The organism is Nitrospiraceae bacterium (assembly GCA_019637075.1).
Taxonomy (GTDB): domain Bacteria; phylum Nitrospirota; class Nitrospiria; order Nitrospirales; family Nitrospiraceae; genus JAHBWI01.
The window spans coordinates 713,389-729,165 of sequence record JAHBWI010000001.1 but is presented as its reverse complement, the minus strand read 5'-3'; the positions used below and the strand labels follow the sequence as shown (position 1 = coordinate 729,165).

General features: G+C 60.0%; 9 protein-coding genes and 1 tRNA gene. 9 read left to right on the top strand and 1 reads right to left on the bottom strand.

Annotated features, from left to right (window positions below):
- The first annotated feature begins 299 nt into the window (after positions 1-299).
- The 3 genes from KF814_03455 to KF814_03445 all read left to right on the top strand — a co-directional run bounded on the left by KF814_03455 (position 300) and on the right by KF814_03445 (position 2,791).
- Positions 300-1,427: an ABC transporter ATP-binding protein gene (locus KF814_03455; protein ID MBX3235185.1), complete on the top strand. Its 1,128-nt coding sequence runs from the start codon at positions 300-302 to the stop codon at positions 1,425-1,427.
- Positions 1,428-1,980: 553 nt separating this feature from the next.
- Positions 1,981-2,532, top strand: a complete 552-nt coding sequence (lexA, locus tag KF814_03450) for a transcriptional repressor LexA (protein MBX3235184.1) — start codon at positions 1,981-1,983, stop codon at positions 2,530-2,532.
- A gap of 16 nt (positions 2,533-2,548) precedes the next feature.
- Positions 2,549-2,791 (top strand): hypothetical protein, encoded by a 243-nt coding sequence (locus KF814_03445; GenBank protein ID MBX3235183.1) that lies wholly within the window; start codon positions 2,549-2,551, stop codon positions 2,789-2,791.
- Between the two features lie 552 nt (positions 2,792-3,343).
- Here KF814_03445 and KF814_03440 read toward each other — a convergent pair.
- Positions 3,344-3,419, bottom strand: a tRNA-Met gene (locus tag KF814_03440).
- Between the two features lie 673 nt (positions 3,420-4,092).
- Here KF814_03440 and KF814_03435 point away from each other — a divergent pair.
- The 6 genes from KF814_03435 to KF814_03410 all read left to right on the top strand — a co-directional run bounded on the left by KF814_03435 (position 4,093) and on the right by KF814_03410 (position 15,759).
- Complete coding sequence (locus KF814_03435; protein MBX3235182.1) at positions 4,093-5,781, top strand: ShlB/FhaC/HecB family hemolysin secretion/activation protein; 1,689 nt, start codon at positions 4,093-4,095, stop codon at positions 5,779-5,781.
- 111 nt (positions 5,782-5,892) lie between these two features.
- A complete protein-coding gene (locus tag KF814_03430; GenBank protein MBX3235181.1) occupies positions 5,893-7,179 on the top strand; it encodes a filamentous hemagglutinin N-terminal domain-containing protein in 1,287 nt (428 codons plus the stop codon).
- Positions 7,180-7,194: 15 nt separating this feature from the next.
- The gene (locus KF814_03425; protein ID MBX3235180.1) at positions 7,195-9,666 is read left to right on the top strand and encodes a CHAT domain-containing protein; all 2,472 of its coding nucleotides are present in this window, start codon (positions 7,195-7,197) and stop codon (positions 9,664-9,666) included.
- A gap of 456 nt (positions 9,667-10,122) precedes the next feature.
- Positions 10,123-11,841: a ShlB/FhaC/HecB family hemolysin secretion/activation protein gene (locus KF814_03420; protein ID MBX3235179.1), complete on the top strand. Its 1,719-nt coding sequence runs from the start codon at positions 10,123-10,125 to the stop codon at positions 11,839-11,841.
- A 157-nt stretch (positions 11,842-11,998) separates the two neighbouring features.
- The gene (locus tag KF814_03415; protein MBX3235178.1) at positions 11,999-13,294 is read left to right on the top strand and encodes a filamentous hemagglutinin N-terminal domain-containing protein; all 1,296 of its coding nucleotides are present in this window, start codon (positions 11,999-12,001) and stop codon (positions 13,292-13,294) included.
- 104 nt (positions 13,295-13,398) lie between these two features.
- Positions 13,399-15,759: a CHAT domain-containing protein gene (locus KF814_03410; GenBank protein MBX3235177.1), complete on the top strand. Its 2,361-nt coding sequence runs from the start codon at positions 13,399-13,401 to the stop codon at positions 15,757-15,759.
- The last annotated feature ends 18 nt before the right edge of the window (positions 15,760-15,777 follow it).

Genomic DNA, 15,777 nt, shown 5'->3' with positions numbered 1-15,777 from the left:
TGGGCAGGCAATCGGCATGACCGTGGAGGCGCAGAAAGCATTGCGGCTCCCGTTTCTCACGGTCGAGACACTCTGTTCGCTCTCTTGCGGCACCGAGCGCATAGAGCCAATAGCTCGGTGGCGGCAGCCGTGACACTGTTGCCATCGGGCGATTCTGCCTTACGAATGGCAACCCATCCCCGCCGGCTCACTGGCCCGCACCATTTGCCACGCGTCGCTCAGCCTCCGCTCTCGGCGGCTCAATATTTCATCGCTGCGCAAGCCTCTGATCGCTGTGGGCTTCGATTCCAGAAATGCAGGTGCATAGGGTGATCGGGATGGGCAACGAGGTGACGCTCAACATCTTGAAGGCCTTTCCTAGCGGGTTCACCGTGGACTGTCGGCTGCAATATCCCTTGGGGCCTGCCACAGTACTGATTCTCTTCGGTGCTTCCGGTTCGGGGAAAACGACGATTCTCCGTTGTCTGGCCGGGCTCGAATGGCCCGACCGGGGCACGATCCGATTCAACTCCCATACATGGCTGGACACGGAAAAGGGAATTCGTGTGCCTCCGCAGGCGCGTCACCTGGGTTTCATGTCTCAGGACTATGCGCTGTTCCCTCCGTATACGGTCGCCGGCAACATCTCATACGGTCTTCATGGCTTGAATGCGATGGATCGAGAACGTCGCGTTCAAGAGGTTGTGGCGCTGCTGCGTTTGCAAGGCTTGGAAGACCAGAAGCCCGCTCAACTTTCCGGAGGGCAGCAGCAACGTGTGGCTTTGGCCAGGGCCCTCGCGCCCAAACCGCAGCTGCTTCTGCTGGATGAGCCGCTCTCGGCACTCGATGCGCCCACTCGGGTCCACTTACGAGGAGAACTGCGGACGTTGTTGCATCAACAGGCGCTCCCGTCGGTGATCGTGACGCACGATTGGTCCGAAGCGCTGGCATTGGGGGATTTGATTGCCGTCATCGACAAGGGCAGCGTCCTGCAAACTGGTGAGCCGATGGCGGTGTTCAGCCGGCCGGCCAATGCGGATGTCGCGCGGGTGGTCGGTATAGAGACGGTGGTGCGGGGGACCATTGTTGAGACACGTGATGGCCTTGCAACGGTGCAGGTCGGGGCGGTGCGCCTCACGGCATTGAACCCTGACGAACTGGGACCGGAAGTCTTCGTCTGCATCCGGGCCGAAGATGTGGTGCTTGAACAAGGAGGCCCTTCCGCAAGCAGCGCACGCAATCATCTGAAGGGGATCATCACGGGAATCAGTCCGCTTGGTGCCTTGGCAAGAGTGACCATCAACTGCGGATTCGCCTTGAGTGCGACCGTTACACGTTCTGCGGTCATGGAATGCCGGCTTGGGGTTGGCGGAGTCGTGGTGGCGGCGATGAAGGCCGGCGCCCTGCATCTGGTACCACGGGATGGAAGCAGGGAGTCAAAGCCCTGATCCTCAGGCTCGGTGGCCACGCGCCGTCTGTTCACGCGCTGAGGCCCGGCGAGCACCATCAAATCAATCAGGGGCAGCCGGTGCACAGAAGAGAATGGTTTTGGCAGACAACATTTCTCGACGCTCATGCCGGTGTCTGGCATGAAAACATCCTCTCCCCAAGTTCTGTGGATATCCCTGTTGATAGAGTAAGAAGAGACAGAGATTGCCTCGTATTAGTGATTCCGTCGACCGATTTGCCTAATTTTTGTGCATTGTCCAGGCTGTCTCGTTGTGACGCAATATGTAGTGGCATGGATCAGTGTCGTATGGATTAGCATACGATGGTTTTCACCGTCCTAGGGCCGATCAGCCCCAGAGCATGGATTACCGATTGGTGCCTCGTGCCTGTGTTTTTGAGCTCAGCCAAGAGGAAAGGCAGACAGCGGTTACCTGGGGATGACCTGTGTCATGTTTGTCGTTTCTATCTGCATGGCGGGAGGAGATTCTGATTGCCAGAAAATTGAAAAAAGAGCGTTGACAGGGCCGTAGTTGATGTGTAACCATTGGTTACATGATGACTGGAGCTCAATTTCGCCGTCTTCGAGAAGAACTCGGGCTGACCCAGGAACAGTTAGCCGAGGCCCTTCACACCACCCGCGTTTCCGTCGCCCGCTACGAAAGCGGGATGCGGCGGATCGGCGGCGCCGTTCAAGTCGCCATCACACAACTTGCCCGAACCGCGCAGATTCCTCTGGTCGGCATTGTCGCCGCCGGCAATCCCATCGAGCCTATTGCACAATCCGAGTTCATCGAAGTGCCTCGAACCATGTTGCGCGCAGGAGAGACCTTCGCTCTGCGCGTAAAGGGCGAATCGATGATCGATGAAGGGATCCTTCCGGGCGATCTCGTCGTGGTCCGCAAACAGGCGACTGCGCAGAACGGCCAAATCGTCGTGGCATTGATTAATCGCGAGGCGACGATCAAGACCTATTTTCGCAAAGCCCACCATATCGAACTTCATCCCGCCAATGCCGCGATGATCCCGTTTGTTGTCACCCCGGCGGATGAGTTTGCCATTGAGGGCGTGCTCATCGGAGTGATTCGTCATTGTGCCAATGTCTAAGCAGGGAGGTGTCTTCATGACTCACAATCAACAGTACATGGTTGAGCGATTGAGTGAGCTTGAGCGTGTGGTGGAGCAGCTGACCGGACGGATCGGGGAGTTACAACGGGAACTCCGGCAGTCCGCCGCATTTCCAGAGCGTCGGCAGGGCGGGTCTTGCCTTCGCACCCTGTTCGGTGCTGTGCGATCGGCCGGTACCTCGCGTCCCCCCATTCGGGAAAATAGGAGGGTTCAACGCCATGAGCACTGTCTGTCCTGACATCCAAGACACCACAGCCGGCTGTTGTGCCGATTGCGGCCACATTGTGACACGCCGAACTGCCTATCACGACGAAGGGCGCCAGGCCATTCGGGAGATCTGTATACGCTGCCTCGTTCTGGCCTACCAACGGCGCCAATTTGAAGCCGGCTGTTGCGGGTAAGCTGAGCGAAGGTCCTCCGGGATTCTGACCAGATGAGCGGGCGCTTCTGCTCATCTGGTGTGCCTTGTTTCTGTTCCCCGCTACTGTCCCAACCGATGTTCCTGCTGAAATTCCTGCGCCTGGTTTGGCTTGACGTCTTGCCTGAGAACACCGAGTGGGCCGAGGAGAGATAGGGTAGTTGTCGAGCCGGGACGGTCTTCTGCTTCAGCGAAGCAGTCCACCCCAAGAAGTCATCGACTATTAGTGTTGGAGATCCGACAGGCGTGTCGGCGAGGTACCACTACGTGCTTCCGCCAAGCGCTCGGATGAGAGTGTTCGCGCGTGAGATTCTCCCTGTGAGATCTTCCGGTACTAGTGTCGGATCAGCTGTGAGGTGGTAACGGGAAGTATGGTGGCGGTGACCCGGATTGAACGGGTGACCCGCGGCTTATGAGTCCGCTGCTCTACCAACTGAGCTACACCGCCACTGATGTAAATGCCGCCGCAGGGTTTGACTGCGCCGACTCGGCTGAGCCGATAGGAATCCGCACTATAGCATCCCGCCTGTTCGGCTGACAATTCCCCTCTGCTGGTTCAAGGGGCCGGCTGTGCGCGCCTATGCCCCCCTGCATGTGCTGACGTTTGTTGTCTCGCAGAATATTCCCTGCGCATGCGAATCCCTTCTCTCTGTGATCGCCCATAGAAGTCATGGGACATATGATGGCGTTCGGTCATGTCTCAACTTGGTGCGTTCCGAGAAGGGAGAAAAATCCACTCAGCCTGGAGTATTTTTTCTCTAGACATGCTATAAGCAGTCCCCTCGCTTTGCTTGCTCTCCAATAAGAGATACGTAGTGACGAACCTGCGCACCTGATGAGCCGGTTCGATGGTTCTGTTTCAAGAGGGCCGCGGACGCGTGCCGTCTTTCCCAATGCGCCGGAGCGATATCTTGCCGCGGCGGGACTTCACGGTGCATGTGAAACGGACATGGTTCGCCGAAGATTCGGTGACCGCCAATGAGTGAGAGGGAGGGGACTTGATGGCGTGGCAGGAGATGAGAATTCGAGACATCCGTTCCGAGAGGAGTTCGAATCTGCAGTGCGGAAGTCTGCAGGAACGGAAAGGCGATTGCAAACCCCGGTTGCTCGGTCGCAGGAACATGACGAGTGCCTATGTCTGCCTGATGGGCGGGCTACTGGCCTTCGGCGTGTCATACGGAACGGCCTTGGCTCAGTTCGCGCCGCTTCCGCCCAAGCCGCCGCAGTTTCCTGAGGCTCCGCCTCCGGTTCAGCCTCCGGCCCTCGAACCTCCCGCCCCCCAACCCCCGGCTCCGTCTGGTGTGCCCCTGACCGGAGCGAAGATTCTCGTCAGGGATATTCAGGTGGTCGGGAGCACCGCGTTCACTGCCGGGGAACTGGCCGAGGTAACGAATCCCTATCGCAACCGGGAATTGACTGCCGACGATCTCGAGTCGTTACGGCTGAGCCTCACTCGCTTCTACGTCGACCATGGTTATCTGACCTCCGGAGCGGTGATTCCTGAGCAGGATGTCGTCGATGGGGTGGTGAAGCTCCAGGTCGTCGAGGGCAAACTGGGTGAAGTGAATGTCGAAGGAGCCAACTGGTTCCGGGCGGCTTATTTTCAGAGCCGTATCAATCAAGCGGCGGGACCGCCGCTCAATGTCGTTCGCTTGCAGGATCGGCTACAGCTCATGCAGGCGAATCCCCGGATCGAGCGTATCAATGCCGAACTTCTTCCCGGAATGGCGCTGGGCGAAAGCACATTGAACGTGAAGGTCAAGGAAGCGAATCCTTTGAAGGCCTGGCTGGAATTCAATAACTATCAATCGCCGGTCGTTGGCGCGGAACAGGGATTTGTGACGTTGGCTCACCAAAACCTGCTGGGATTCGGCGATACGCTGAGTTTACAGTATGGCCGGTCGTCCGGCGTCAACCCCATCCTGAATTTCCGGTATGAGGTTCCCGTCACGCCGCAGGATACCACTGTGGCGATTCAATACCGGCGGTTTGATTTTGCGGTGAAAGAGTCCCCATTCGACGTGTTGGATATCAAGAATAAGGCCCAAATCCTCGGGCTGACCGTCCGGCATCCTGTCTACCGCGCGGTCGACCGGGAGTTCGCACTCTCGTTGACCGGCGAGCATGAGCGGAATGAAACGACCCTCGCCGGGACGCCGGCGGATCTGTCCGCTGGAACCAGCGGCGGGAAATTCCGGGTGACGGCGCTGCGATTCGGACAGGAGTATGCCCAGAGGTCGGCGGAGCAGGTCATTACGGCTTTGTCCCGGTTTTCCGTCGGAGTCGGTGCATTGGGTGCCACGGCCAACGGCAGCGCCGAAGTGCCGGATGCCAGATTCTTCTCCTGGTTGGGCGAGGCGCAATGGATTCGCCTGTTGCCGTTCATGCGTACTCAGCTCGTAAGCCGCGGGGTCGTGCAGCTTTCAAACGACCACCTGTTTCCGTTGGAGCAGATGGCGGTCGGTGGACGGTATAGCGTGCGTGGATATCGGGAATTCACGTTGATTCGCGATAATGCCGCCATGGGGTCCATCGAGGCGCGCGTGCCGGTCTATACGAACAAGGCTGGGGTCGATTCTGTGTTCCTGGCTCCGTTTGTGGACGTGGGGCATGGTTGGCAGACGACCGTGCAAACCCCCGATTCGCCTCCGAAGACCTTAGCCAGTGTCGGTATCGGAGCGATTTGGAATTTCTGGCGGGGAAGTCATTTCGAGGTGTATTGGGGAAAACAACTTAAGAAATTCGACACAGAGCGGGGCAATCTGCAGGACCACGGCGTCCACCTGCAACTGGTCGTGGAGGCCTTCTGAGCCGGATCGGCTCTAGCAAGACTCCTAATATACTTTCGTGTGCCTTGATCTTACTTGTGCAGAAGCGTAAGAGAGGGGCCGCGCGACCCCTTTCTGACAAGGAGTGAGATTATGAACAGGACCTCGACCGTGCAGCAGGCGCTGGTGCGGAGCCTCGGCGCGCTGTGCGCCCTCTGGCTCGTACAAGCAGGACCCTGTTGGGGGCAGGCTACCAACATTGTGCCGACGCCCGGTGCCTTGGGGACTGGCGGACTCGGCACCACCGTGAATTCGTCCGGTAGCACGGTGAGTATCACCGGCGGCACCAGACCAGGAAACGGCCCGAACCTGTTTCATAGCTTCAACCAGTTTTCGGTCGGCGCGGGGAACACGGCGGCGTTCGTCAATCCCGGCGGTGTGTCGAACATCATCAGCCGGGTGATCGGTGGGTCTCCGTCCAACATCAATGGGACAATCCAGGCGCTGAACGCCAACCTATTCTTCATCAATCCCTCGGGGGTCATCTTTGGGCCCAACGCGAATCTGAACATTACGGGATCGGCCTATTTCAGCTCTGCGCATATCGTGCAGTTCAGTGACCAGCGGGTGTTCACGACCAGCACCTTCGGGTTCGACAACACGCTCTCAACGGCCACACCGATTTCCTTCGGGTTTTTGGGGTCCGGTCCGTACGGGCCCGTCGCGCTCTCGCCCGGTGCTTCGCTTCAAGGTAATGCCGTGATTGGTTTGATCGGCGGGACCGTCCAAATCGACGGGGGGCGGATTACGGCTCAACGCATCGTGCTCGCGAGTAACGCGGCAGCCGGCGGCAATGTCAGCGTCGAGCCGACGGTGTCGAATCCTTTTGTACGCATTTCCCAAGGCGGTCAGGTCCAGGTTTCCTCCGGCACATTCCTCCAAGCAGGCGGAGGTGGAGTGATTCCCGCGTCGATCGATCTGTTCCCCGGGAACCTAACGGTTCCAAGCGGCGCACAGACGAATACAACGGTAAACCCGGTGACACAACAGATCACTCAAATCAGTGTGGTGGGCCAGTCCGGAGGGTTGCCTCCTCTGCCCGTGGCTTCGGCTACGACGTCGGCGACGGTGGTGCTCTCGAATCCCGTGGATCCGGTCCAGTTCCTCAATCGCGCGGCGATCGTCATGCCGGTCCAGTCGCCGGACGCACCGGTGGCTTTAGTCACCAGTCGATGTGCATCGAGAAAAGATGGTGAGTTCAGCACCTTCGTCCAGTCCGGCAGGGATGCAACACCAGCCGAGCCGGGCGGGACCTTGGCGAGTCCGGTCATGCTGGAGCAAATCGGCGCGTCCGCACAGGCGGCACCCGCGTATCCGCGGATTGTGCAAGTTCCGCAACGCGCTGCCGGTCACGCTGTTGAAATCTGGCAAGGCTGCTAGAAAGCCGGGAGGGGAATGATGCTGAGACGACGAGCACAGCGTGGAGTTCGGATTGGCAGAGGGTGGGCCGGCTTGCCTGAAGGGAGAAACCGCCGGGTGTGGGGACGCACACGGTGGAGCATTTTCGGCGCGGGATTGTTGTTCGGGCTGCTTTTCTTGCAAGGTCCCGCAACGGCGCAACCCGCGAACGAACCGGCCGGGGATGCGGCCGGTCAGAGTGCCGCAGGGACGGCGCGCTTTCAGCAGGGGGCCTATGCGCAGGCGGGCGTCCATTGGATGAATGCGGCACAGCTGTATGAGCAGGCAGGACAGCCGAAGGAACAGTGTCAGGCGTTGATCAACCTGGCGCACGCCTTTCGCCAAGAGGGCCAGATTCGTCGGGCACAGCTGACATTGCAGCAGGCGCTGAAGCTGTCCGAGCAGATCGGCAATCGCGGGTTGACGGCCACGATTCTCGGACAACTGGGCACTGCATCTCATGCCATGGGCAAGGAAGTTGTGGCGGCAGAGCACCTCACGAAGGCTTTGGCCCTGGCACGCGAAGAACGCAATTCTTCGTTGGTGGCCAGCTTGTTGAACGACTTGGGCAACGTGCTGGCCGCGAGGCAGCAGTTCCCCGAAGCCGTGGACGTGTATGAAGAAAGCCGAGGATTGGCGAAAGAAGTCAAGAATCCGCCGCTGGGCGTCATCGCGCAGGTCAATGAAGCCACCGTATTGATTCAGGACGGGCAACTCACCCAGGCGCAGCGCCATTTGGAGGAAGCGTGGGGCGCGGCGCAGCTGTTGGCGAACAGTGGAACGAAGGTGAATGGGTTGCTGGCGATCGGGACGGGGTATCAGGAACTCCAGGCTGCCTCAGTGGCGGCTGCGACACGCGGTAAGTCTTCGGGCAATGCGGCAAAGGTCGCGTCACCAACGGGACCAGCCGTCGGGACCACGGCGGGAAGTTCATTGCTCCAGCGCGCGTCGGAGGCCTATGCCGCCGCAGGTGAGGCGGCAGCGAAGGTGGGAGATGCACGGGGGCAGTCCTATGCCTACGGGCTGATGGGTGGGTTGCTCGAACGACAGAAACAAACGGCGGAGGCGCTCGATCAGACCAGGAAAGCCGTCTTGGCGGCACAGAGAGTGTCGGCGCCGGAGGCGTTGTACCGATGGCAGTGGCAGACGGCCAGACTGTTGAAGGCGAGTGGGAAAGAGGACGAAGCGGCGGCTGCCTACCAGCGCGCCCTGTCGGTGTTGAAACCGATACGGTATGAGTACTCGGTGGGCGCACAGGGGCGACATCACTCGTTCTACACCTCGGTGGCGCCCTTGTTCCTCGAGATCGAGGACTCCTTGCTGCAACGCGCCTCGGTCGCTGGATCTTCCGATCAAGCGCAGCAGCTTCTTGCCCAAGTTCGGGACACCGTGGAAGCTTCCCACGCCGCTGAGTTACAGGATTATTTCCAGGACGATTGCGTGACGGCGGCTCGAGCCCTGCGTAAAAGTGGGAGAATTCCCGCCAACGCTGCGGTGGTGTACCCAATCGCATTGCCTGATCGCTTGGAGCTGCTCGTTGAGACGGCCGCCGGCTTGAAGCAAATTCGTGTGCCGGTCGGAGCCGAAGCCGTGACCAAGGAAGCCAGGACCTTCCGGCGGTTGGTGCAAAATCCCGGTTCCAAGGCCTACCTTGCCTCGGCCCAGAATTTGTACGGATGGCTGGTTGCCCCAATCCACCAGGATTTGCTGGCCGGCGGTATTACGACGCTCGTGATGGTTCCGGATGGCGCGCTACGGACGATCCCCATGGCGGCCCTCCACGATGGGCGGCAGTTTGTCATCGACAAGTATGCGGTGGCGATGGTGCCGGGAATGGAGCTGACGGACCTCAGCACAATGGCGCGAGGCAAGGGAGGGGTGCTGACCACAGGGATCAGCGAATCGGTGCAGGGGTTCCCTGCAACCCCGACCGCCGCGTCCGAGGCGCAAGCTGTCCGTACCCTGTACGGGGGGACGATGTTGATGGATACGCAGTTCTCAGCGCCGTCGTTCGAACAAAACATCAAGGATGAACGGATCGGCATCGTGCACGTGGCCTCCCACAGCGAAATCGGTCATGACGCCGCTTCGTCGTTCGTGTTGGCCTATGATGAAAAGATTTCCATGGATCGGTTGGCGCAGATGGTTGGGATGATGCAGTATCGCCGGGAGCCGCTGGAGTTGTTGACCCTCAGCGCCTGCGAGACCGCGATCGAGGATGACCGTGCGGCCTTGGGCTTGTCGGGCGTGGCAGTCAAGACCGGATCCCGGAGCGCAGTGGCGAGCCTGTGGCCGGGAGATCCCCAATCGACGACGGAACTCGTGGGGGAGTTTTACCGTCAGTTGCAAACAGCCGGCGTCGGCAAGGCCGTTGCGTTGCAACGGGCACAGCAGAAAATATTGTCCCAACCAGGCCATGAGCACCCAGGCTTTTGGGCACCGTTGTTGTTGATCAACGACTGGCGTTGATCCCACGGCTGCGCAAGGCAGCCGAGCTCGCTGATGAACCGTCCTCGGGCTTTTGAATCGTGATGGCTTGAGGACGGTATCAACGGCGCACCCCTTTCTCTGGCGTCGCCCCAAACATTCCTCAAGACTGCAGCACTCTGTTTTTCTTAGCCCATCTTTTCGATGCGTCGGCCTGTCCCAGACCAAAATCAATAGCAGTATTTTGAATCCTGACATGTTATAAGCAACTTTTTCGCCGCCGTCGTTTCACACATCCGGACGGTCCACTGTCGGGATACATCCCACCTCGGATTGCCTGTCTCGGAGCTCGGATGGCTGTCGGCGTGACAAACGCATTCGAATCATAGCGGCCGTTCGGAGCGGGAAGGAGGCATGCGCGTGAGTGAGTGGGTAACATTTGAGATGGGTGAGAGCAGGGCAGCAGGTGCGGCGCGCATGGGGAAGAGTTCGCACGACATGAGCCGCTCAGTGCCGTTACGTGGAAGCTCGTTCGGTCGGTTGCTGTGCATGGCCGCGGGCGTGCTGCTGTTCGGCGGCCTGGTATCCCCGGCACTTGCGCAGTTCGTGCCGCTGCCTCCGAAGCCACCGCAGGTGCCTGATGCGCCGCCGCCGGTGCAACCGGCCCCGCTCGAAACGCCGGCGCCTCGTCCTCCGATTTCATCCGGCGTGCCCATCACAGCTCCGAAAATTCTCGTCAAAGGTATTCAGGTCACCGGCAACACGGCATTTACCTCGTCACAATTGGCTGGTGTCACTGCTCCGTTTGTAGATCGGGAACTGACTGCGGAAGATCTGGAAGCGCTGCGACTGGCCTTGACCTACTACTACACGAATCACGGGTATGTCACGTCCGGTGCGATCATCCCTGACCAATCGGTGTCCGACGGCGTGTTGACCGTCCACATCATCGAAGGGAAGCTGACAGACATCAACATTGAAGGCACGAATTGGTTTCGGCCGTCCTATTTCCGAAGCCGGATCGAAACGGCGGTGGGGCCTCCTCTCAATGTGAACACTCTCCAGGAACGTTTGCAGTTGTTGCAGGCTGACCCTCGCGTTCAGCGGTTGAATGCCGAATTGCAGCCTGGATTGGGGCGAGGCGATAGTCTGTTGAATGTGCGGGTGACCGAGGCCAATCCGCTCAAGGTCTGGCTGGAGTTCAACAACTTTCAATCTCCTGTGGTCGGGGCGGAACAGGGCTTCATCACGTTGGCCCACCAGAATCTCTTCGGTTTCGGCGATCAGTTAAGTCTGCAGTATGGACGATCCGCCGGCGTCAACCCGATCTTGAACTTTCGCTACGCAGTGCCCGTGAATCGGTACGACACGACGGTGGCGGTGCAGTATCGCCGGTTCAATTTCGCCGTGAAGGAGAGCCCCTTCGACGTGCTCGATATCGAAAACAAGGCCCAAATTTTCGGGATCTCCGTCCGCCAGCCGATGTATCGCCGCGTTGATCGCGAGTTCGCCATGAGCTTGACCGCGGAGCATGAGCAGAACGAAAGCTTTCTCGGCGGGCAACCGCAGGAATTGGTGCTCGGTTCGCCAAACGGCAAGTTCAAGGTCACGGCCCTGCGGTTCGGCCAGGAATATACGCAACGGTCTTCCGAGCAAGTGCTCTCGCTGCTGTCCAGATTCTCCGTCGGCGTAGGGATTCTGGATGCCACAGCGAACGGCGATCCCAACAGACCGGATGCGCGGTTCTTTTCCTGGTTGGGTGAAGCCCAGTATCTCCGTCAGTTGCCCTTGTGGCGATCGCAATTGTTTGCTCGCGGGCTGGTGCAACTTTCCAACGACCACCTCTTTCCCCTGGAACAGATGGCGGTCGGAGGACGCTACAGTGTTCGCGGTTATCGGGAATACACCTTGATTCGCGACAACGCCGCGATCGGTTCCATCGAGTGGAGGGTACCGGTCTATACGAGCAAAGCCGGTGTCGACACACTCTTTCTGGTGCCGTTTTTCGACATCGGGCGGGGTTGGGATACCACGGTGCCCACACCCACGAGTCCCCCGAAGACGCTGTCAAGTCTCGGGCTCGGCACCGTGTGGAACTTTTGGAAAAACAGTCGGTTCGAGCTCTACTGGGGCAAGCAACTCAACAATTTCGACACGCACCGCGGCAACCTCCAAGACCATGGGGTGCATCTGCAGTTGGTCGTCGAGGCGTTTTGATGACGCCGCATAGAATTCCGTTCGAATGGCTCTCGGAGGATTTCCCGCGAAGCGCCGACTGGAGCGGCTTTGTGGCACATCGATGCTCTTGCTCCTCCGTGCGGAAAGGAGTAAAGAGACTGGACGCTTGCCGGGATCGACGGAAAGGAGGAGGGGTATGAATATCGGACACCCTGGAGGGGGCCACCTGACGAAGTGCCTGGGCCTCTCGCTTGCGATGCTGTGCAGTATGGCTTCGATGGTCTCTGCTCAAGCACTCACGGCGCCCGTCGCCGACGGCTCTCTGGGCACCACTGTCACGCACAATGGTTCGCAAAGCCTCATCACCGGCGGGTTTCGCCCGAACAGCGGCGCCAACCTCTTCCACAGTTTTCAATCCTTCGACGTCGGAGCCGGCCAAAGCGTCTCGTTTGTCAATCCCGGAGGAGTGCTGAACGCGATCGCCCGCGTCACGGGTGGAAATATTTCGAACATCAACGGCACCGTGGTCATGAACGGAATGAGTCTGTTCCTGATGAATCCAGCGGGTGTGCTGATCGGTCCATCCGGCAGCATCAACACGAGCGCCTCCATCTACATTACCACTGCCACGTCCCTGCGTTTCTCAGACAACGCGGTATTCTCGACCTCGCCTTCCAGCGTGTTTTCCTTCAGTTCCGCCGCCCCCACGGCTTTCGGATTCAGCGGAGGCGGCGCACCTGCTCCGGTTGCGATTCAAGGCTCAACGATCTCGGCGCCGAACGGTGTGCTCATGATCGCCGGCGGACCGATCAGACTCGAAGCTGCGCACCTCACGGCTGCCACGCCGGTTTTGCGGAGCCTCGGCTCGATCGGGGAAGCGGCGCTGCCGTCGAGCGGAGCCGGCGTTTCCGGGACTCCAGGAAGCATTCAGGCTACGACCGGTACGGTCATCGAAGTAACGCCGGCCTTGGCCCAGTCAGGGATCACAGCGATCCAGCTCTTTCCCTCGACCCTGACCATTCCTCAAGGCGCGTCGGTTTCAAACACCACGAACCAGAGCGGCGGATTGATCCGTGTCTCGGTCAGCGGTGGTGGTACTTTTCCGACCGACGTATTCGGGGCTCCAAGCAGTGTGTTCGAAATCAATCCCTTTGCCGCTGCTCAGGTGCTCCAATTCAATCAGGAGTCCGCGCAGCTTCTGCAACAGAACGTTCAGACGGCTGCCACGGTGTTTGGACCGCAGTCCTTGGCAAAAAACTCCGACCCTTGCGCGGCGAATCGGTTCGGGCAGGCGAGCAGTTTCGTCCAGTCGTCGCGGGAGGTGGCCCCGCCGCAGCCAGGCTCCGCCTTGTCGAGTCCTGCCGTGCTGGAAGAGGCCGGGGCTCAGTCGAGCAGCCTGGATCGTGCCCTCGAGGTGGCGGGGGCGCCGGCTCAACCGGCGTTGCCGCCCGCACTGAACCAGCACGACCTGACGGGAGCGTGCCGATCATGAGGGAGGGGACGATGGACTCCAATGTATCCATGATGCAGGGACGGCGGAGCATGTCGGGGGCGAGTGCTGGAAACGTTGCCGACAGGCCTGTTCGCACATTGGTCATGACTGGCTGCTGCGCGCTGGTTCTATTGGCCTCTGCAGAAGTGTTCGCAGACGCGAGTGGCTTGCCGGAACCGGCTGGTGCCGTTCAAGAAATGCAGCAGGGCAAGCGCCGGTTTGCCGACGGTGCGTTTGGCGAAGCCGCCGTGCACTGGACCCAGGCCGCGCGGCTGTATGAAGCCGAAGGGAAGGCGCGTGAGCAAGCCCAGGCCCTGATCAATTTGGCCCACGCTCTTCAACAGGAAGGGCAGGTCAAGCGCGTGCAAGAGACGTTACAGCACGCCTTGCAGATCTCTGAACGGGTCGGTGACCGGACGCTCACAGCCACGATTCTCGGCCGTCTCGGCGTCTCGTTCCATTCGCTCGGTCAGGGTGCGCAGGCAGCCGATCAACTGACCAAAGCGCTGTCGCTGGCGCGCGAGGAAAAGAAACCGGCTTTGCAGGCGACGTTGCTGAACGACCTCGGCAATGTGCTGGTGGCTCAGGATCAGATGGCCGAGGCGATCGACGTGTACTCGGAGAGCAAGGCACTCGCTGGCCAAACCCGACAAGCCACCTTGGCTGCGACGGCCCAAGTCAATCTCGCGATGGCGCTGCTTGACGACCAGCAATTTGCGGAGTCGGAGCGGGCGTTGGATGCGGCGGCAAAAGAGGTGCGGGGCCTTGAGGACAGTTACGCGAAATCGTATGGGCTCTTAAACATCGGCCTCGGGTACGACGATCTCCGTTCCGGCGGTTCGTTCCGCAAGGCCGCCTCGTCGGAAGATGCCAAGAAGACCTCCGCGAAGGCGGCGGCAGCGGCGGCCTATAAGCCCGCCACGGCCACATTGCTCCGGCATGCCTCGGACTCCTTTGTCGCAGCGGCGCAGGTGGCAACGAAACTCGGCGACGCACGGGCCCAGTCCTTTGCCTGGGGCTACATGGGCTCCTTGTTGGAACGGGAGCGCCGGTATGGTGAGGCGCTGGATTTTACGCGGAAAGCCAGTTTGGCGGCGCAGAAAGTCAATGCCCCGGAATCGCTCTACCTCTGGCAGTGGCAGACCGCACGGCTGCTAAAGGCCGGCGGGAAGGACGATGAGGCTATTGCCGCCTATCAACGGGCGATGGGAGCACTCAAGCCCATCCGTTACGAGTATTCTGTCGGTTACCAAGGGCGGCATCATTCGTTCCGTCAGACGGTGGCTCCGTTCTTCACGGAAGTCGAGGATACCTTGCTTCGTCGCGCAGCCACTGCTCAATCGACGGAACAGACCCAGGAGTGGTTGGTCCAAGTGCGCGATGCGGTGGAAGCCTCGCACGTCGCGGAACTGCAGGACTACTTCCGCGATGATTGCGTCTCCAAGGTGCGGGTGGCGCAGCGTGGTCAGGCATTGCCCGTCAATACGGCCGTGCTGTATCCGATCATGCTGCAAGATCGACTAGAGTTGGTGGTACAGACATCGGGTGGACTCAGACGCTACGGCGTGCCGGTCGAGGCCGAGCGGTTGACTCAGGAAGCCAGGACGTTCCGGAAACTCGTGCAGGATCGGCGTTCGCAGGGATACCTGGGGTCGGCTCAGTCGCTGTATAAATGGCTCGTTGCGCCGTTGCAGCGCGACTTTCTTGCGATGGGGGTGACGACCCTGATCGTCGTGCCCGATGGACCGCTGCGAACGATTCCGTTTGCCGCGCTCCATGATGGTCGCCATTTCCTTGTCGATACGTTCGCCGTGGCGGTGACACCGAGCATGGAATTGACCGATGCGCGCCCCGCGGATCGTGCGAGGAGCCAGCTGCTGTCGATGGGATTGACGGAACCGGTGCAGGGATTTTCCGGATTACCGCATGTCGCGACGGAGGTTCAGGCTATCAGGGCGCTCTATGGAGGTCGGCTCCTCATGGATACCCAGTTCGTGTTGCCTGCGGTGGAACGGGAACTCAAAGAGCAGAATGTGGGGATCATCCACATCGCATCGCGGGGCGTGATCGAGGGAGAGGCTGCAAGCTCCTATGTCGTGGCCCATGACGAGAAGATGTCGATGGATCGATTGTCGCAGTCGGTCGGACTGCTCCGCCACAGGCAGACACCGGTCGAGTTGCTTACCCTCAGTGCAACGGAGACTCCCGTTGCCGACGATCGGGCGGCGCTCGGACTCACGGGGCTTGCGGTGAAGGCCGGCGCGCGGAGCGCTTTAGCCAGTCTCTGGTATCGGGATGATCCGGCGATGTCCGAACTCGTCGCGGAGTTTTATCGGCAGATGCGGGATCCCAGCATCACCAAGGCCGCAGCCCTTCAACGGGCGCAACAAAAGATGATGGTGGAACTCGGGCGCGAGCACCCGAGTTATTGGGCGCCCTTCATTCTGATCAGCAATTGGATGTAAGGAGGGGAGAGGCGGAGC